Below are 20,791 nucleotides of genomic sequence, written 5' to 3'. Positions count from 1 at the left end.
TGCCGACCTTGTGAGGGCCCGGAACATGACGAACACATCCACCGAGAAACTGGTCGAGGCGCTGCGGAAGTCACTGAAGGAGAGCGACAGGCTGCGCGAGCAGAACCGGCAGCTCACCGCGGCCGCCGGAGAGCCGCTGGCCATCGTCGGGATGAGCTGCCGCTTCCCGGGCGGTGTCGGCTCCCCGGAGGATCTGTGGGACCTGGTCGTCCGCGGCGGTGACGCGATCACGGAGTTCCCCACCGACCGCGGCTGGGACCTCGACTGGCTCTACGACCCGGACTCCGAGCGCGAGGGCACGTCGTACACGCGGCACGGCGGGTTCCTGTACGAGGCGCCGGACTTCGACGCGGAGCTGTTCGGGATCTCGCCGCGCGAGGCGCTGGCGATGGACCCGCAGCAGCGGCTGCTGCTGGAGAGCACGTGGGAGGTGTTCGAACGCGCCGGCATCGACGCGGCGTCGGTGCGCGGCAGCCGCACCGCCGTGTTCGTCGGCGGCCTGCGCCAGGACTACGGCCCGCTGCTGTACGTGCCCGTGGAGGGCGTCGTCGGGCACCGGCTGACGGGCGTCGCGGCGAGCGTGTTCTCCGGCCGGCTGTCGTACGCCTTCGGCCTCGAGGGCCCTTCGGTGACGGTGGACACGGCCTGCTCGTCGTCGCTGGTGGCGCTGCACCTGGCCGGGCAGGCACTGCGGCAGGGCGAGTGCTCGCTGGCGCTGGTCGGCGGCGTGAACCTGATGTGCACGCCGGGGACGTTCACCGAGTTCGCCCGGCAGGGCGGTCTCGCCCCGGACGGGCGGTGCAAGTCGTTCTCCTCCACGGCCGACGGCACCGGGTGGGCCGAGGGCGTGGGCATGCTGCTGGTGGAGCGGCTGTCCGACGCGCGCCGCAACGGCCACCGGGTGCTGGCCGTGGTGCGGGGCACGGCGGTGAACCAGGACGGCGCGTCGAACGGCCTGACCGCGCCCAACGGGCGCGCGCAGGAGCGGGTGATCCAGGCAGCGCTGGCCAGCGCGGGCCTCTCGGCCGGTGAGGTGGACGCGGTCGAGGCGCACGGCACCGGAACCAGGCTGGGCGACCCGATCGAGGCGCAGGCCCTGATCGCCACGTACGGCCGGGAGCACGAGCCCGAGCGGCCGCTGTGGCTGGGGTCGTTGAAGTCGAACATCGGTCACACCCAGGCGGTGGCGGGCGTCGCGGGGATCATCAAGATGGTCATGGCGATGCGCCACGGCGTGCTCCCGCCCACCCTGCACGTGGACGAGCCCACCCCGCACGTGGACTGGAGCGCCGGGACCGTCCGCCTGCTGACCGAGGAACGCGCATGGCCGGAGGACGGCCGCCCGCGCCGCGCGGGCATCACGTCGTTCGGCGTCAGCGGCACCAACGCCCACGTGGTCATCGAGCAACCCCCGGCCGAAGCCCCGGCGGGGGAGGAGGACGGGCGGCCGGGCTTCGCCGGTGTCCTGGCCGACGTCGTACCGCTGCCGCTCTCCGCCAAGTCCCCCGACGCGCTGCGCGACCTGTCCGCGCGGCTGCGCGACCACCTGTCCGCCGGCCCCGGGCTCGACCCCGTGGACGTCGCCTACTCGGCGGCCACGGGCCGGACCGCGCTGGAGCACCGGGCGGTGCTCCTGGCGTCGGGCCGGGACGACATGCTGGACGGGCTCGACGCGCTCGTGGAGGGGCGCTCCTCCTCCCGCCTGGTGCAGGGCGCGCCCGCCGACGGGGTGACGGCTTTCCTGTTCGCGGGGCAGGGCAGCCAGCGGGCCGGTATGGGGCGGGAGTTGTATGAGCGGTTCCCGGTGTTCGCGGTGGCGTTGGACGAGGTGTGCGGGCACTTCGACGAGTTGCTGGGACGCCCGCTGCGTGAGGTGGTCTTCGCGGCGGAGGGCACGCCGCAGGGGGCGCTGTTGCATGAGACCGGGTTCACGCAGCCGGCGCTGTTCGCCGTGGAGGTGGCGCTGTTCCGGCTGCTTCAGAGCGTGGGCGTGCGCCCGGACTATGTGGCGGGGCATTCGATCGGTGAGGTCGCGGCGGCGCACGCGGCGGGTGTTGTGCCGCTGGGGGATGCCTGTGCGTTGGTGGCGGCCCGTGGCCGGCTCATGCAGGCCCTGCCCCCTGGCGGCGCCATGGCCGCGATCCAGGCCACCGAGGAGGAGGCGCTCGACAGCCTGGCGGGATATGGCGACCGGGTCTCGATCGGTGCGCTCAACGGCCCTACGTCGGTCGTCGTCTCCGGCGACGTCGACGCGGTCGCGGAGATCGCCGCGGTGTGGCGGGAGCGTGGTCGTCGCGTCAAGCAGTTGCGGGTCAGTCACGCCTTCCACTCCGCGCACATGGACCTGATGCTGGACGAGTTCCATGCCGTCGTACGGGGTCTGGACTTCCAGCCGCCGCAGATCCCGGTCGTGTCGAACCTGACCGGTGAGACGGCGGCCGCGGAGGAGATCTGTTCCCCGGAGTACTGGGTGCGGCACGTCCGGGCGGCGGTCCGGTTCTGCGACGGGGTGCGGCGCCTGCAGTCCGCAGGCGTCACCACGTTCCTGGAGATCGGCCCGGACGGCACCCTCACCGGGATGGCCCGCGACTGCCTCACGCCCGACGAAGGAGCGGACACCGCCGACCTCATCCCCGTGCTGCGCCGCGACCGTTCCGAGGCGCACACCTTCACCACGGCCCTGGCCAGGCTGCACGTACGCGGCGCAGGTCCGGACTGGACGGCGTTCTTCGCCGGCAGCGGCGCCCGCGCCGTCGACCTGCCCACCTACCCCTTCCAGCACCGGCGGTACTGGATGGACGCCACCGTGGAGGGGACCGGCGCGACCACGGCCCCCGCCCTCGGTCTGGCGCCAGCCGGACATCCGCTGCTGGGCGCAGCCGTGTCGCTCGCGGACGCCGACAGCCTGGTCCTCACCGGCCGGCTGTCGCTCGACGCCCACCCCTGGCTGGCCGACCACGCGGTCCTCGGCAGGTTCGTGTTCCCCGGCACGGGCCTGGTGGAACTGGCCGTCCACGCCGGCGACCTGGCCGGCTGCGGCGTACTCGACGAACTCACCCTGGAGGCCCCGCTGACGCTGCCCGAGCACGGCAGCGTGCACGTCCAGGTCATCATCGGCGTTCCCGACGCCGCCGGCCGCCGCCCGGTCGGCATCCACTCCCGGCCCGAGGACACCCGGGACGCCGAGGCGGACACCCCGTGGACCCGGCACGCGACGGGCCTGCTGGCCGTGGGGGAGACCCCGGAGGTGGCGGAGGAGATGGCCGTGTGGCCGCCGGACGGTGCCGAGGAGGTGCCGGCCGACGGCCTGTACGAGCGGATGGCGGACCTCGGCCTGGACTACGGGCCGGCGTTCCAGGGCGTACGCGGCGTCTGGCGGCGGGACGACGCGGTCTTCGCCGAAGTGGCGCTGCCCGATGAGCAGCTGGCCGACGCCGGTGCCTACTGCGTCCACCCCGCACTCCTCGACGCCGCGGGCCATGCCCTGGTGCTGGACGATTCGCCGGGCAGCGGTAATCCCCGCCTCCCGTTCGTGTGGAGCGGCGTCGACGTGCAGGCGACGGGGGCGTCGGTGCTGCGGGTGCGCATGACGGCCGCGGGGCCGAACGCCACGTCGGTGCTGGCCACCGACCCCACCGGCCGGCCCGTCATCACCATCCGGTCCGTGACCTCGCGGCCGGTCACCGTCGAGCAGCTGGGCGCCGCAACCCGCGACACGGGCGGCACGACGCTCTACGCCCTGGAATGGACGGCGCTCCCCACCGCCGCCGCGACGTCGGCACCAGCCGGACGGTGCGCGGTCCTCGGGGCGGACGACGGATCGGCGGCGGGTCTCGCGGCCGCCCTCGCCGCAGCGGGCGCGGAGCCGTTCCCCGGCCTGGCCGCCTTCGGCGCGGCGGGCGGCGCGGACCTGGCGGACACCCTGGTGGCGCCGTTCCTCCCGGACGCCGCAGGCGTACCGGACGGTGACGGCGCCGGGAACGGCGCGGCGGACATTGCGCGGGCCGCCGCGCACCGCGCGCTGGAACTCGTGCAGAACTGGCTGGCCGACGAGCGCTTCGGGTCGGCCGTGCTGGCGGTCGTCACCCGGGGCGCGGTCGCCACCGGTCCGGACGAGGACGTGGACCTGGCGCACGCGCCGCTGTGGGGCCTGGTGCGATCGGCGCAGACCGAGAACCCGGGCCGCATCGTGCTGGTCGACCTCGACGGCGACGAGGCGTCCACCGCGGCGTTGCCGCAGGCGCTGGCGGCCCGGGAGCCGCAGGTGGCCGTCCGGGCCGGGACACTCCTCGTACCCCGGCTGGCCAGGACGTCCATGCCCGAGGACGGGCCGGGTCGCTGGGACGCGGACGGCACCGTGCTGATCACCGGTGCCACGGGCGCGCTGGGCGGCCTGTTCGCCCGCCATCTGGTGCGCGAGCACGGCGTCCGGCACCTGCTGCTGACCAGTCGCCGCGGATCGGCCGCGGCGGGGAGCGCCGAGCTGGCGGCCGAACTCACCGGGCTCGGCGCCGAGGTGGAGCTGACCGCCTGCGATGTGGCCGACCCCGACGCGCTGCGCCGGCTCCTCGACGGCATACCGGCCGACCGGCCACTGAGCGGCGTCGTGCACGCGGCCGGCGTCCTGGACGACGGCGTCATCGGCGCCCTGACGCCCGAGCGGATCGACCGCGTCTTCCGCCCCAAGGCGGACGCCGCCCTGAACCTGCACGAGCTGACCCGCGACCTGGACCTGTCCGCGTTCGTGCTGTTCTCCTCGGCCGCCGGCACCATCGGCAGCGCGGGCCAGGCCAACTACGCCGCGGCCAACACCTTCCTCGACGCCCTGGCCCACCACCGGCGCGCGCACGGCCGCACCGCCACCTCACTGGCGTGGGGGCCCTGGGCCGAGGGCGGGATGGCCGCCGAGCTGAGCGACGCGGACCGCGCCCGCCTGGCCCGCGCCGGTACGACACCGCTCACGCCGGAGCAGGGACTCGGCCTGTTCGACGCGGCCCTGGCCCTCGACGTGACCTCGGCCGTCCCGATCGGCCTGGACACCGCCGTGCTGCGCGCCCAGGGCAGTTCCTTGCCCGTCGTGTTCCGCGGCCTGGTCCGCACCGTCCCCACCCGCCGCCTCGCCGAAGCCGGCGGCGCGGCCGGGAGCGGGGGCGGGGGCGCCGACCTCGGCCGGCAGCTGACCGGCCTGTCCGCGGAGGAGCGCGAAGAGGCCGCGCTCAGCCTCGTGCACGCCACCGTCGCGGAGACCCTCGACTACCAGAACCCCGCATCGATGGACGCCCGCCGCGGCTTCAAGGACCTCGGCCTCGACTCCCTGACCGCTGTCGAGCTGCGCAACCGGCTGGAGAAGGCCACCGGGCTGCGGCTGCCCGCCACCCTCGCCTTCGACTACCCCAACCCCGCCGCCCTCGCCCGGCACCTGGTCGACGAGCTGGTCGACACCGCGGCCCCGGCCCCCGCTGCCGCGCCCGTGGCGGCGGCGCTCGGCGACGACCCGATCGCCATCGTCGGCATGAGCTGCCGGCTCCCCGGCGGCGTGCACACCCCCGAGGAGCTGTGGGAGCTGGTGGCGTCCGGAACCGACGCCATCTCCCCCCTCCCCGCCGACCGGGGCTGGGACCTGGACGCGCTCTACGACCCCGACCCGGACAGGCCCGGCACCTCGTACGTACGCCACGGCGGATTCCTGTACGACGCGGCCGACTTCGACGCGGACTTCTTCGGCATCAGCCCGAAGGAGGCCCTGTCGATGGACCCGCAGCAGCGGCTGCTGCTGGAGACGTCGTGGGAGGCGTTCGAGAGCGCCGGGATCGACCCGGCCACGGTGCGCGGCAGCAGGACCGGCGTGTTCGCCGGCGTCATGTACCACGAGTACGCCTACCGGCTGCCGAAGATGCCGGAGGAGCTGGAGGGCTACCTCGGCATCGGCAACGCCGGCAGCGTGGACTCCGGTCGCATCGCCTACACCTTCGGCCTGGAGGGCCCGGCGGTCACGGTGGACACGGCCTGCTCCTCGTCCCTGGTGGCGATGCACCTGGCGTGCCAGTCGCTGCGGCTGGGGGAGTCGTCGCTCGCCCTCGCCGGCGGCGTGACGGTGCTGTCCGCCCCCTTGTCGTTCGTCGAGTTCAGCCGGCAGCGCGCGCTCGCCCCCGACGGCCGGTCCAAGTCCTTCTCGGCGGCCGCCGACGGCACCGGCTGGTCCGAAGGCATCAGCATGCTGCTGCTGGAGCGGCTGTCCGACGCGCGGCGCAACGGCCACGAGGTGCTCGCCGTGGTGCGCGGCACGGCCGTGAACCAGGACGGCGCCTCCAACGGCCTCACCGCCCCCAACGGGCCCGCGCAGCAGCGGGTGATCCGGGACGCGCTGTCCGCGGCCGGGCTCGCCCCGGCCCAGGTGGACGCGGTCGAGGCGCACGGCACCGGCACCAGGCTGGGCGACCCGATCGAGGCGCAGGCACTGATGGCGGCGTACGGCCAGGACCGGCCGCAGGACCGGCCGCTGTGGCTCGGCTCGGTCAAGTCCAACATCGGCCACACGCAGGCCGCCGCCGGCGCGGCCGGCGTGATCAAGATGGTCATGGCGATGCGCAACGGCGTGCTGCCACGCACCCTGCACGCCGATGAGCCCTCGCCGCACATCGACTGGAGCGCGGGCAGCGTCTCGCTGCTGACCGAGCAGCGCGCCTGGCCGAACGGCGACCAGCCACGCCGGGCCGGCGTGTCCTCCTTCGGCATCAGCGGCACCAACGCCCACGTGGTCATCGAGCAGCCCCCCACGACGGACGACACGAAGGACGCCACGCCCGTCGTCCCGGTGCCGGTGCCGGTGCCGGTGGTGGTCTCGGGGCGCGGCGAGGCGGGTCTGCGGGGGCAGGCGGGGCGGCTGCGGTCGTTCGTGACCTCGGCCTCCGACGACGTGTCGGTGGCGGACGTGGGCTTGTCCTCGGCGGTCACGCGGGCGCAGTTCGACGACCGTGCGGTGATCGTTGCCGCGGACCGTGGGTCGTTGACGGCGGGGCTGGCCGTGCTGGAGGCCGGTGGAGCGGATTCCGGGATCGTACGGGGTGTGGCGGGTTCGCGGGATCGTGCGGTGTTCGTCTTCCCGGGCCAGGGCTCGCAGTGGACGGGCATGGCGCTGGAACTGGCCGAGTCCTCGCCGGTGTTCCAGCAGCGGCTGGCGGAGTGTGCCCAGGCGCTGGAACCGTTCGTGGACTGGTCGCTGCTGGAGGTGCTGGGCGACGAAGAGGCCCTTCAGCGGGTGGACGTCATCCAGCCGGCGCTGTGGGCGGTGATGGTGTCGTTGGCGGCGTTGTGGCAGGCCCATGGAGTGCGTCCGGCGGCGGTGGTCGGCCACTCCCAGGGCGAGATCGCCGCCGCATGCGTCGCCGGTGGCCTGTCACTTCAGGACGGGGCGCGGGTGGTGGCCTACCGCAGCCAGGCGGCGCTGGCGCTGTCCGGGCAGGGCGGCATGGTGTCCATCGCGGCCCCGCGAACGGACATCGAACAGCTGCTGACCCGCTGGCAGGGCCGCATCACGGTGGCCGCGGTCAACGGCCCGGCCGCCACCGTGGCCGCCGGTGACGCCGACGCCCTGGACGAGATGATGGACCTCTGCCGGGAGCGGGAGATCCGCGCCCGCCGCATCCCGGCCGCCTACGCCTCGCACTCCCCGCACGTGGAGCGGATCGAGGAGCAGATCGCCGAGCTGCTCGCGCCGGTGCGGCCCCGTTCGGGCGAGGTGGCGTTCTTCTCCACGGTGACCGGGCAGCAGCTCGACACCGCGGTGTTGGACGCCGGCTACTGGTACCGCAATCTGCGCCAGCCGGTGCGGTTCGAGTCCGTCGTCCGCTCCCTGCTCGCCCAGGGGCATCAGGCGTTCATCGAGATGACCCCGCACCCGATCCTGACCCTCCCCATCGAGGAGACCGCCGAAGACGCCGACACCGACACCCTCGTCGTCGGCAGCCTGCAACGCGACGACGGCGGCCTGGCGCGCTTCTACGCCTCCCTCGGCCAGGCATGGGCCAACGGCGTACCGGTGGACTGGGCGAGCGTCTACACGAACACTCCCGCCCGCCGCGTCGACCTGCCCACCTACGCCTTCCAACGCCGCCGCTACTGGCTGGACGAGCCCGACACCACCCCCGACACCCCTGCGGCCGGCACCGACGCGGTGGAGACCCGCTTCTGGGAAGCCGTCGAGCGGGAGGACCTCGAAGCCCTCACCGGCACCCTTCGGACCCAGGAGGCCGACGCGCTGGGCACGATCCTGCCCGCCCTGTCCTCCTGGCGCCGCGGCCGGCGGCGGCAGTCCGCGGCCGACTCCTGGCGCTACCGCGTCACCTGGCGCCCCGTGCGGGAACCCGACCACCCCGCCCTCACCGGCACCTGGCTCCTCGTCACCCCCGCCCGCGACACCGGCGCCCCGGACGACGACCTGGCCGACGCGTGCGAGATCGCCCTCGCCCGCCTGGGGGCGCGTACGGTCCGCGTCGCCGTGGACCCGGCAGACCCGGGCGACGGTCGCGCCGCCGTCGCCACTGCCGTCGCCGCCGCCCTCGCGGACGCCGCCGCCGACGGCGCGCCGCCCGCCGGGGTGCTGTCGCTCCTCGGGCTCGACGAGACGCCGCTCCCCGGCCGGCCGGCCGTGTCCGCCGGCACCGCCGGCACGCTCGCCCTGCTCCAGGCCCTCGCCGACACGGCGCGGGACACCCGGCTCTGGCTGGTCACCCGGGGCGCGGTCGCCACCGGCGGCGGCGACCGGCTGACCAGCCCCGTACAGGCCCAGCTCTGGGCCCTGGGCCGGACCGCCGCCCTGGAGCACCCGCAGCTGTGGGGCGGCCTCGTCGACCTCCCGGCCGCCCCCGGGGAGCGGGCGCTCGCCAGGATGGCGCACCTACTCGCGGACGCCGGGGACGAGGACCAGCTCGCGGTCCGCGCCTCCGGCGCCTTCGCCCGCCGGCTGGCGCGGGTGTCGCCCGGCGACCGCGCCACCCGCGCCGCGTGGCGGCCCAGGGGCACGGTCCTGGTCACCGGCGGCACCGAGGGCACCGGGGCACACGCGGCGCGCTGGCTCGCCCGCAGCGGCGCCGAGCACCTGGTACTCACCCACCAGCCGGACACGCTCCCGGACGCCGGCGGGCTGGCGGCCGAGCTGACCGGCCTCGGCGCCACCCGGGTCACGGTCGAGCCGTGCGACACCACCGACCGGCAGGCGCTGGCCGAGGTGCTCGACCGGGCCGCCACGGACACCCCGTTGACCGCGGTCGTCTTCACCGCGGCGGCGACCGAGCCGGGCGCGCTGGCCGAGACGGGGCCCGACGCGCTCGCGGACGCGCTCGACCGTGTCTCCGGCGCCGGCCACCTGCACGCGCTGCTCGACGGCGTCCCCCTGGACGCCTTCGTGCTCTTCTCCTCCGTCGCCGGGGTGTGGGGCAGCGGCGGCCAGAGCGGCATCGGCGTGGCCAACGCCTTCCTCGACGCGCTCGCCGAACAGCGCGCCGGGCAGGGCCAGCCGGCCACCTCGCTGGCCTGGGGCCTGTGGGGCGACGTCGGCACCGGCGCCGAGGACGACCCCGAGGCGGAGCAGGCCCGCCGTGACGGGCTGCGCCGCCGGGGCGTGTCCGAGATGGCCCCGGAGGCGGCCGTCCTCGCCATCCCGGCGGCCGTCGGCGAGGGCGAGGCCACCACGGTCGTCGCCGACATCGACTGGGAGCGCTTCGCGACCGCGTTCACCGCCGTCCGGCCCAGCCCGCTCCTCGGCGACCTCGCGGAGGTCCGGCGGACGCTGGCCGCCGCCGAGGAGGACCGGGCCGCAGGGGCGGACGACGGCACCGGCGGCCTGGCCCGGCAGCTCGCCGGGCTCGCCGAGGCGGACCAGGACCGGGTGCTGCTCGACGCCGTGCGCGCCGCGGTGGCCGAGGTGCTCGGCCACTCCGACCCCGCGGCGGTCGAGCCGCACCGGGCCCTGAAGGACGTCGGCTTCGACTCCCTGGCCTCGGTGACGCTTCGCAACCGCCTCGGCGCCGTCGCCGGGCTGCGGCTGCCCGTCACCTTCGTCTTCGACCACCCGACCCCCGCCGCCATCGCCGCGCATCTGCGCGGCCGGCTCGTCACCGGGGCCAAGGCCCCGCTCGACGAGGAGCTGGACCGGCTACAGGCCGCGCTCTCCTCGGCGACCGGGGACGAGGACGTCCGGGAGCGGGTCGCCGCGCGCCTCACCGGGTTCCTCTCCCAACTCGGCGCCTTCGACGGCGACGGCACGAAGACGGCCGGGCTCACCGAGCAGCTCCAGACCGCCACCGACGACGACATCTTCGACTTCATCGACAGCGAGCTGGGACGTGACCGGACCGCAGAGCTCGACAAGCAGTGAGGCTCGACACCCAGTGAGGACAGCCATGTCTGACGAGCAGAGGCTCCGCAGCTACCTCAAGCGCGTGACGGTGGAGATGAGCGAGGCCCGCCGCCGCCTCGAGGAGGTGGAGGAGCGTGCCCGCGAGCCGATCGCCATCGTCGGGATGAGCGGCCGGTTCCCCGGCGGTCTGCGGTCCCCGGAGGAGCTGTGGCGGTTCCTGGCGGACGGCGGCGACGCGATCTCGCCCTTCCCCGCCGACCGGGGCTGGGACCTGGACGCGCTGTACGACCCCGACCCGGACAGGCCCGGCACCTCGTACGTACGCCACGGCGGATTCCTGTACGACGCGGGCGACTTCGACGCGGAGTTCTTCGGCATCAGCCCGCGCGAGGCCACGGCCATGGACCCGCAGCAGCGGCTGTTCCTGGAGACCGTGTGGGAGGCGTTCGAACGGGCCGGCATCGACCCGCTCACCCTGCGCGGCAGCAGGACCGGCGTGTTCGCGGGCTGTAGCGCGGAGGACTACAGCACGGTCCTCGCCGCCGCCCCGCCCGAGGAGGTCGAGGCCCACCGGCTGACGGGCACGTTCCGCAGCGTCCTCTCCGGCCGGGTGTCCTACCTCTTCGGCCTCGAGGGCCCCGCGATGACCGTGGACACGGCCTGCTCCTCGTCGCTGGTGGCGCTGCACCTGGCGCGCCAGTCGCTGTTGCGGGACGAGTGCTCGCTCGCCGTCGTCGGCGGCGTGAACGTGATGGCCACACCCACCGGCTTCGTGGACTTCAGCCGACAGCGGGGGCTCGCGCCGGACGGCCGGGTCAAGGCGTTCTCCGCCGCAGCGGACGGCACCGCCTGGTCCGAGGTCGTCTGCGTGATCCTCGTCGAACGCCTCTCGGAGGCGCGGCGCAACGGCCACGACGTGCTCGCCGTGGTACCCGGCTCCGCCGTCAACCAGGACGGTGCCTCCAACGGCCTGACCGCCCCCAACGGCGCGGCGCAGCAGCGGATGATCCGGGCCGCGCTCGCCGACGCGCGGCTCGCGCCGTCCCAGGTGGACGCGGTCGAGGCGCACGGCACCGGCACCACCCTGGGCGACCCGATCGAGGCGCAAGCTCTGCTGGCGACCTACGGCCAGGACCGCCCCGGCGAACGGCCGCTGTGGCTCGGCTCGGTCAAGTCCAACATCGGGCACTCGGGCGCCGCCGCCGGCGTCGCCGGGATCATCAAGACCGTCATGGCGCTGCAGAACGGCGTGCTGCCGCGCACCCTCCACGCTGACGAGCCCTCCCCCCACGTGGACTGGTCCTCCGGGGCGGTCTCCCTGCTCACGGAACCGGTGGACTGGCGCCCTGACGGCGACCGTCCGCGCCGGGCCGGGGTCTCGGCGTTCGGCGTCAGCGGAACGAACGCGCACGTCCTCATCGAGGAGCCACCACCTGCCGAGGCGGACGACGACGCCCAGCGGGCCGTGGGCCCCGGGGCCCCGTCCCCCGGGGTGGTGCCGGTGGTGGTGTCGGGGCGTGGTGCTGGGGGGTTGCGGGGTCAGGCGGGGCGGTTGCGGTCGTTCGTGGCGTCGGCGCCCGACGACGTGTCGGTGGCGGATGTGGGTTACTCCGCGGTGTTCCGGTCGCGGTTCGAGCACCGGGCGGTGGTGGTCGCCACCGACGGTGGTTCGCTGACGGCGGGTCTGGCCGCGTTGGAGGCGGGGGAGTCGGCACCGGGCGTGGTGACGGGTGTGGCGCGTGAGCGGGATCGTGTGGTGTTCGTCTTCCCGGGTCAGGGTTCGCAGTGGGCGGGGATGGGGCTGGAGTTGGCGGAGTCCTCGCCGGTGTTCCGGGCGCGGTTGGCGGAGTGTGCCCGGGCGTTGGAGCCGTTCGTGGACTGGTCGTTGCTGGAGGTGCTGGGCGACGAAGAGGCCCTTCAGCGGGTGGATGTGGTGCAGCCGGTGTTGTGGGCGGTGATGGTGTCGTTGGCGGCGTTGTGGCAGGCCCATGGCGTGCGTCCGGCGGCGGTGGTGGGCCATTCGCAGGGTGAGATCGCCGCCGCGTGTGTGGCGGGTGGGCTCTCGCTTCGGGACGGGGCGCGGGTGGTGGCGTATCGCAGTCAGGCGGTGCTGGCGTTGTCCGGGCAGGGCGGCATGGTGTCCATCGCGGCCCCGCGGGCGGATGTCGAGCAGTTGCTGACCCGCTGGGAGGGCCGGGTCTCGGTGGCGGCGGTCAATGGCCCGGCGGCCACGGTGGTGGCCGGTGATGCCGATGCGCTGGATGAGTTGATGGGTCTCTGCGGGGAGCGGGAGGTCCGCGCGCGGCGGATCCCGGTCGACTACGCGTCGCATTCCTCGCATGTGGAGCGGATCGAGGAGCAGATCGCCGAGTTGCTGGCGCCGGTGCGGCCCCGTTCGGGTGAGGTGGCGTTCTTCTCCACGGTGACCGGGGAGCAGCTCGACACCGCGGTGTTGGACGCCGGTTACTGGTATCGCAATCTGCGCCAGCCGGTGCGGTTCGAGTCCGTGGTCCGCTCCCTGCTCGCGCAGGGGCATCAGGCGTTCGTCGAGATGACTCCGCATCCGATCCTGACCGTTCCCATCGAGGAGACCGCCGAGGACGCGGACAGCGACATTTTCGTGGTCGGGAGCCTGCAACGCGACGACGGCGGTTTGGGGCGCTTCTACGCCTCCCTGGCCCAGGCATGGGCCAACGGCCTGCCGGTGGACTGGGCGAGCGTCTACACGAACACTTCCGCCCGCCGCGTCGACCTGCCCACCTACGCCTTCCAACGCCGCCGCTACTGGATGGAGGCTCCCGCCGCATTCCACGCCGCCGGTCCGGTCGGGGCCGACTCCTGGCGCTACCGCGTCGCCTGGCGCCCTGTGCGGGAACGCGACCATCCCGCGCTCGCCGGCACCTGGCTCGTCGTCGCGCCCACCCACCCCGCCTCCGACGACGAGCGCGTCCCCGCCCTGACCCGCGTACTGGAGGGCAGCGGCGCCCGGGTGGCCGTGGTCGAGGTCAACCCCGGCGCGACCAGCCGGGAGCAGCTCGCCGAGCTCCTGGCCGCGCCCGCCGCCGAGCCGCCGACGGGCGTCCTGTCGCTGCTCGCGTGGCACGACGCCGCGTCCGGCCCGGGCCACGCCGCGTCGGCCACCCTGCTGCTGCTCCAGGCGCTCGCGGACGCCGGCGTCGCGGCCCCGCTGTGGGCCGTCACCCAGGGCGCCGTACGCGTGGACGACGCCGATCGGGTGGACCACCCGGACCAGGCCGCGGTCTGGGGCCTGGGCCAGGGCGCGGCGCTTGAGTTCCCCCTCGCCTGGGGCGGCCTGGTGGACCTGCCCGTCACGGTGGACGACTGCGTGGCGGCCCGCCTGACGGGCATCCTGGCCGGGCTCGACGGCGAGGACCAGCTCGCGGTCCGCTCCTCCGGCGTGTTCGCCCGCCGCCTGGTGCGCGCTCCCCACGGCGCCGCGGCCGCCGGCCCCGACCGGCGGTTGTCCGGCACGGTGCTGGTCACCGGTGGTACGGGGCCGATGGCCGCCCACGCCGCCCGCTGGCTGGCCGGCAACGGCGCCGAGCACCTGTTGCTGACCAGCGCCGCCGGGTTCGACCCGGACCGTACGGTCGAGCTGGAGGCCGAACTCGCCGCCCTCGGCGCCGAGGTGACGTTCGCCGACTGCGACGCAGCCGACCGCGCCGCGCTGACCGGCGTACTCGCCGCAGTGCCGGCGGATCAGCCGCTCACCGCCGTCGTCCATACCGAGGGACTGCTGGAGGAAGGGCCGCTGGAGGCGTTCGACCCCGCTGCCCTCGACGCGATGTTCCACGCCAAGGCCAGTGCCGCATGGAACCTGCACGAGCTGACCCGGCACCAGGAACTGTCGGCGTTCGTGCTGTTCTCCTCGGTCTTCGCCACCCTCGGCGGCACCGTTGGCCTCGCCGGCTGGGCGGCCGCCAACGCCTTCCTCGACGCCCTCGCCGACCACCGCAGGGCGCGCGGCCTGCCGGCCACCGCCGTCGCCTGGGGCGCCTGGGCCGACACCGAGGTGCGCGGCGACGAACAGGCGGAGTTCGAGCAGGCGCGGCAGGAGCGGCTGGCGCGCCGCGGGCTGCCGTCGCTGGCGCCCGAGACGGCCATCGCAGCTCTCCAGCAGGCGTTGGACCGGGACGAGCCCGCGCCCGTGGTGGCCGACGTGCGGTGGGAGACGCTGCTCGGGGTGCTCGGCCAGGACCGGCCGCGCCCGCTGCTGGCCGAGATCCCGGACGTCCAGCGGATCCGCCGGACCGCCACCGCCGACGGCGGCCAGGGGGCGCCGGGGCAGGGGCTGCCGCGGCTCGCCGGGGTGTCCGGAGCCGAGCAGCACCGGCTGCTGCTCGACCTGATCCGCACGCACATCGCCGACGTGCTCGGCCACGCGGACCCGGCGGAGGTGACGGTCGACCGGGCGTTCCTGGAGATCGGCTTCGACTCGCTGACCACCATCCAGCTCCGCAACCGGATCAACGCCGCCGCCGGGCTGCGGCTGACGGGCCGCGCCGTCCTTGAGGCCCGTACGCCCGAGGGACTCGCCCGCCACGTACGGGAGGAGCTGGCCGTCGTGGAGGGCACCGGCGTCGCGGCGGAGTCCGGCGCCGACGGCACGACCGGCGCACCGGCGTCCGGCGGCAGCCAAGAGGGGCTGCTCAGCGCCCTGTTCCTCCGGGCCGGCGACCGCGCGGGGACCGCCGGCACCACTGGCCTGCTCGACGTGCTCGACCTGCTGGACGCGGCGGCCCGGCTGCGGCCGGCGTTCGACGCCCCGGAGTCCGGCGAGCTGCCGGAGCCGGTCGGGCTCACCGAGGGCTCCACCGCGCCCGCGCTGATCTGCTTCCCTTCGGTGCTGGCCACCTCGGGACCGCATCAGTACGCCCGGTTCGCCGCCGAGTTCGCCGGCGAGCGGGACGTGACGGTGCTGCCGCTGCCGGGCTTCGCCCGCGGCGAGCGGCTGCCCGCGACGCTGGACGCGCTGGCGGAGGCAGCGGCGGCGGCCGTGCTCGAACATGCCGGGGAAGCGCCGTTCGTGCTCGCCGGCTACTCGTCCGGAGCACTGCTGGCCCACGCGGTCGCCCAACGGCTGGAGAAATCCGGCACGTTCCCCGAGGCGGTGGTGCTGCTCGACGCGTACCGGCTGGACGCCGCGAACCGGTCCACACTCGGCCCCGCCCTGCTGGACGGCATGGCGGAGCGCGCCGGCGACCTCGTCCCGGTCGACGACACCAGGCTCACCGCGATGGCCGGATACCTGAGGCTGCTCGAGGACTGGGAGCCCGCCGCGGTGAAGGCGCCGGTGCTGCTCGCGCGGGCGAGCGAGCCCGTTCCCGGCTGGCCGGCGCGCGACGACTGGCGGTCCTCGTGGAGTCACACCCACACCGCGTTCGACGTCCCTGGAGATCACTTCTCCGTCATCGAGGAGAACGCCCGGCTGACCGCCCGGTCGGTCCGGGGCCGGCTCCGGTCCGTTACTGCCACACCCACCGACTGACGACGAAGGTACGAAGGGAGCAGCCCGGATGACAGAGAAGACGCAGGTGCTGATCGTGGGCGCCGGCCCCTGTGGGCTGGCCACGGCCTGCCTGCTGCTGCGGACGGGCGTCGGGGTCCGGGTGTTGGAGGCCGCCGCGAAGCCGAGCACCGGCTCGCGCGCCATCGTGCTGTGGCCGCCGACACTGGAGATCCTGCGCGACGTAGGAGTGCTGGACGAGGTGGACGAGATGGGGTTCCGTTGCAGAGCCCTGAACTACCACCTCTCGGGCGGTCGTACCGTCCGCGTCGCGCTGGACGCGGCCAGCCGGCCGCTGATCCTTCAGCAGGACCGGACCAACCGGGTGCTGGAGGAGCAGCTGGAGCGGCTCGGCGGCCGCGTCGAGCGGTCCACCCGGGTCACCGACGTCGCCGCCACCGACGACCTGGTCACGGTCAAGGCCACCGGACCCGACGGGCCCGAGCTGATCGAGGCCGACTGGCTCGTCGGGGCGGACGGCGTCGGCAGCAAGGTCCGCGAGCGCCTCGGCATCGAGTTCCCCGGGGAGCACATCCCGAGCACCGCCCTGCTCACCGAGGGACGGATGCACGGCGACTTGGACCGCAACGAGCTGCACTACGTCCTCGGCACCAAGGGCGCCCTGGTCTGCGCGCCGCTGCCGGGCGGCACCGTACGGGTGTCGGCGGGCATCGCGCCCGACACCCCGCTGACGCCCGAGACCGTGCAGCGGCTGCTGGACGTCCACGACCGTGGGCTGCGCATGTCCGACCTCGACGCCGTCACCTCGTTCACCAGCCAGGAGCGGATCGCCGCCCAGTACCGCGAGGGGCGCGTCTTCCTCGTCGGCGACGCCGCGCACACCCACTCGCCCCTGGGCGGGCAGGGGCTCAACCTCGGCCTTCAGGACGTGCGCAACCTGGTGTGGAAGCTCGCCGGGGTCATCCAGGGCCGCTTGGCCCCGGCCGTGCTCGACACCTACGACGTCGAGCGGCGGCAGGCGGCCGAGGAAGTCGTCCGGTTCACCGGCCGGATGACCAGGATGGCCGTGCTGCCCCCGGCCGCCGCCCGGGTGCGCAACGCGGTGTGGAGCGGGTTGCAGCGCACCGGCGTGCTCAGGCGCTTCTACGCGCCCACGCTCGCCGGCTGGCGGGCCCGCTGCCCCGACGTGCTGTTCGGGACGCCTGCCGTGCCCGAGCGCGGGCGTCCGCAACTGCGTCCCCGGCGGTTGCCGGGGCCCGGGACCCGTACGCCGCACTGGGTGCCCGCGCCGCGGCCGGAGGCCGGCATCACCCACCTCCGGCTGCTGACGACGGGCGGCGAACTGGCCCGCCGGGCCGCGGAGATGGCCGGCCGCCGGCCGGACCTGGTGGTGCACGAACAGGTGCCGCTGCCCGGGCGGGGCCCCGGTTTCCTGCTGCTGCGCCCGGACGGCTTCGTCGCCGCCGGCGGCCGGGAGGCCGGCGAAGTGGCACGCGCCGAACGGCTGTTGGAGCGCCTTGCGGCCTGAGCGGGGGCGCAGCCGTCCGTGCTCCGCGAGCGGGCCACTCGCGGAGCACGGATCTTCGTTGTGACGCCGGACGATTCCGCGGCGATTCCGTGGCGAGTCCCTGGCGATTCCGTCGGCCGCGTGATTCGGTACGTCCCGGCCGGCCATGATCCGGCCCTGGGGGCCGTACCCGTCGGATCCGGGCTTCCAGTCCCTGTCCGTCGACCAGCCGGGGCCGCCCGCCCCGTCAGGCGCGCGCGGCGGCCACCAGCTCCACCGGCATCTCCAGCATCACCGCGTGCTTGTTGCTGGGCGCGTAACCGACCGGCCCCGTGACCCGTATCGCGGCCACCCGGTCGAGCAGCTCCTCCAGCAGCACCCGCAGCTCCAGCCGGCCCACCTCGTCGCCCAGGCAGTAGTGCGCGCCGGCCCCGAACGTCAGGTGCGGGTTCGGGTCCCGGCGTACGTCGAACTCCTCCGGCGCGGCGAACACCGCCTCGTCCCGGTTGGCCGCGGGCCACCACAGGGTGACCTTGTCGCCGGCGCGGATCAGCGAGCCGCGCAGCTCGACGTCGCGGGTCGCGGTGCGCCGGTTGTACGGGTTGGGCGGCGCCCAGCGCAGCATCTCCTCCACCGCGCCCGGCACCAGCGACCGGTCCGTACGCAGCGCGCGCCATTGGTCCGGGCGCTCGGCCAGCGCCAGTACGCCTCCCGCGGCCGTGTTCCTGGGCTGCTCGCTGCCGGTGAGCAGCAGCAGCCCGAGGTTCGAGGCCCGCTCCAGCGGGGAGAGCGGGCTCGTCCCGGGGATCTCGCCGATCGCCACGACCGACGCCAGGTCCTCGCCCGGGTCCGTACTCTTGGCCGCCAGCAGCCCGGTGACGTAGCCCTGCATGGCGGTCAGCGTGGCCTGGGAGCGCTCCGTGGGGCGACCGGCTCTGCGGTCCGTGAAGCCCACCACGTCGTGCGCCCACGCGACCAGCCGGTCCCAGTCCCGCCGGGGCGCGCCCAGCAGCAGCGCCACCGCGCGGACCGCGAACTGCTCGGTCACGTCCGTGACGAAGTCGCAGGCGCCCCGGGCGACCGCCTTGTCGATCACCTCAGCCGCGCACGTCCGCAGTTCGCCCTCCAGGGCCGCGGCCACCCCGGCGGAGACGGCCGGCCGCAGCAGCTGTTTGATCAGCTCGTGCCGCGGGTTGTCCATCATGGGCAGCAGTACACCCGCGACCTGGCCGAGCGGCAGGTCCGCCAGGTGCGAGCCGCCGCCCCGGCGACCGCCGCCGCCCTGCGCCGAGAACGCCGGGTCCGCCGCCGCGGCGGCGATGTCGTCGTAACGGGTGAGCACCCAGAACCCCTCGCCGTCGGGCATGTGCCCCGGCGGGTGGAAGAGCACGGGGGCCTCCCGGCGCAGCCGGGCGAGCACGTCGTAGGGCACGCCGGCGGCGAACCCGGCCTGGTCGGTCAGGTCGAAGCCGCCGAGCACGGCGGGGAGCGCGCCGGGACCGGTGTCCGGGCCGTTGCGCGAATCGTTCGTCATCCCGATCCCCTCGCGTGACGTCAGCGGTGGTGCAGGAACTCCATCGCGTCGCCGGCCAGCAGGGCGCGGCTGGTCCCGGCGTAGTCGGGCTCGGTCTGCGGGGACAGCCGCCGCCACAGCTCCGCGAGCCGGTGCCGGGCCTCGGTGCAGACGATGTCGGCCAGCTCCTGTACGTCGGTGCCCTGGCCGGCGAGGAGGCTGGTGCGGGAGAGCACGGCGCACATCGTGAACAGCTCGGTGGCGACCCGGCTGATCTGGATGATCAGGTTCTCCTTGGCGAGCAGCTCCGCGGGGTCCGGGTGCCGGCGTACGAGGTCCCAGCAGGTCTCCGCGAACCGCCGCACCTGCCGGGCCGCCTCCTCAAGATGGGCGAGGTTGGCGGGGTTGAGGTCGGCGCCGCCCATCGCCTCGACGTCGAAGCCGAGGTCCGCCTCCAGCGGGTCGGCCTGGCCGCGGTACAGGCGGTTCAGCAGCAGGTGGGCCGTCTCGTTGTCGAGTTGGAAGTCGACGTTGGCGACGATGCGCAGGCCGCGGGCGTCGCGGAACGCCCGCTCCAGCGGGATCGGGTCGGCGCCCCGGCGGCGCTTGCTGTGCTCGGTCTCGAAGCCCTCGCCGCCCATGAGGCTCATCGTCCGGTCCAGGGTGCGCCAGGCGTGCGTCGTGGAGATGTTCTTGGTGACGAGCTGCTCGAACCAGCGGTGCGTGGGCTGGGGCCCCAGCAGGCACCACTGCACCACGGTCTCCACGGCGAACACCTCGGCCATCGAGGTGGCGAGGATCCGCTGGATCTCGTCGTAGTCACCCAGGCCGCGGCCGTCGATCCGGCGCCGCCGCGCGAAGTCCCGGGACCAGGCCAGACAGTTGCGGGCGAGGGCGGTGGCCGGGCCGCCGACGCTCAGCACCCGGCCGACCAGCGCGACCGCACCCACCCGAGGCGCCAGCTCCGGCTCCTCCACCGCCTTCAGCACACGCTCCCTGGGGACGCGGATGTCGTCGAAGCGCAGCGCCGCGTTCGGCAGGCCCTTGCTGCCGAGGAACTGGATGGGGGTCACGACGCTGAACCCGGGGTCACTGGTCTCCACGAACGCGGCGGCGACGCTGCGCTCCCCGTTCTCCACCAGCGTCGCGGAGACCACGATCAGGTCGGTGATGGGCCCGTTGGCGGTGAACAGTTTCCGGCCGTTGATCACGTACCCGGAGCCGTCCTCGGCCGGCGTGACGGTCAGGTTGACGAACCGGTTGTTCTGGCCTTGCGGATCGGTGTCGCCGAACGCGCAGATGATGCCGTCCTCGACGCGCCGGCGCACGTAGTCGCGCAGCGGCCCGGACAGAACCGGCAGCAGTGCCTGCGCGCCCGCCGTGTTGGTGAGTCCGACCACCTGCGCCGCCGGCACCGACCGGCTCGCCACCTGCTCGATGAACCGGAAGACGGTGTAGTACGGCAGCGCCCGGCCGCCGACGTCCTCGGCCGCCAGCAGCTTGTGGTAGCCGCGCTCCTTGTACGCCTCGACCAGTTCGAGGGGGAACTCGCCGGTCCTGTCCAGCTCCCCGGCGTCGAGATCGCTCTCCAGGAACTCGCCGACCTCCGCCACCAGGGCGTCGCCCACTCGCCGTTCTTCCGGGTCCTGTTCCGGGAACGGGTGCAGCAAATCCCAGCGTAAGCGTCCGGATTCCAGACTGGTAAGGAAGTTCGGCGTCTCGGTCTTGAGCGAGTTGTCGATGTAGCCGGTCTTCATGTCCGGACCCTTCGATGACTGGATGCCCGAATTACCGGTGTACGGAATAACTCCAATTATTGTCAACCCCAGTTCACTCCTGCTCTGGCGCCGCTCTACCGTGGCCCGCACCGGTACACCGGTGTTCCCCTGGCACAGAAAAGTGCCTTCTTCCGCCGGTAAAGCGAAT

5 protein-coding genes are annotated in these 20,791 nt (G+C 74.4%); 3 read left to right on the top strand and 2 right to left on the bottom strand.

Annotation, left to right across the window (positions count from 1 at the left end; all coding sequences use genetic code 11):
* Positions 1–25 precede the first annotated feature (25 nt).
* From QQS16_RS02225 to QQS16_RS02215, 3 genes are read left to right on the top strand one after another with little or no spacing between them, the layout of a single operon-like run.
* On the top strand, positions 26–10,375 hold the full coding sequence (locus QQS16_RS02225) for a type I polyketide synthase (protein ID WP_286059891.1): 10,350 nt from the start codon (positions 26–28) through the stop codon (positions 10,373–10,375).
* 25 nt (positions 10,376–10,400) lie between these two features.
* A complete protein-coding gene (locus QQS16_RS02220; protein WP_286059890.1) occupies positions 10,401–15,866 on the top strand; it encodes a beta-ketoacyl synthase N-terminal-like domain-containing protein in 5,466 nt (1,821 codons plus the stop codon).
* Between the two features lie 28 nt (positions 15,867–15,894).
* Positions 15,895–17,373: an FAD-dependent monooxygenase gene (locus tag QQS16_RS02215; RefSeq protein WP_286059889.1), complete on the top strand. Its 1,479-nt coding sequence runs from the start codon at positions 15,895–15,897 to the stop codon at positions 17,371–17,373.
* 226 nt (positions 17,374–17,599) lie between these two features.
* Here the strand turns inward: QQS16_RS02215 and QQS16_RS02210 are convergent, their stop codons facing one another.
* Both QQS16_RS02210 and QQS16_RS02205 read right to left on the bottom strand, forming a co-directional pair.
* Complete coding sequence (locus QQS16_RS02210) at positions 17,600–18,886, bottom strand: cytochrome P450 (RefSeq protein ID WP_286059887.1); 1,287 nt, start codon at positions 18,884–18,886, stop codon at positions 17,600–17,602.
* Positions 18,887–18,906: 20 nt separating this feature from the next.
* Positions 18,907–20,622: an acyl-CoA dehydrogenase family protein gene (locus QQS16_RS02205; protein ID WP_286059886.1), complete on the bottom strand. Its 1,716-nt coding sequence runs from the start codon at positions 20,620–20,622 to the stop codon at positions 18,907–18,909.
* Positions 20,623–20,791: the final 169 nt, after the last annotated feature.

The sequence above is a fragment of the Streptomyces sp. ALI-76-A genome (genome assembly GCF_030287445.1).
In the GTDB taxonomy this organism is placed as follows: Bacteria; Actinomycetota; Actinomycetes; order Streptomycetales; family Streptomycetaceae; genus Streptomyces.
Note: the sequence above shows the minus strand (reverse complement) of the source record. Positions and strands in the feature narration are given on the sequence as shown.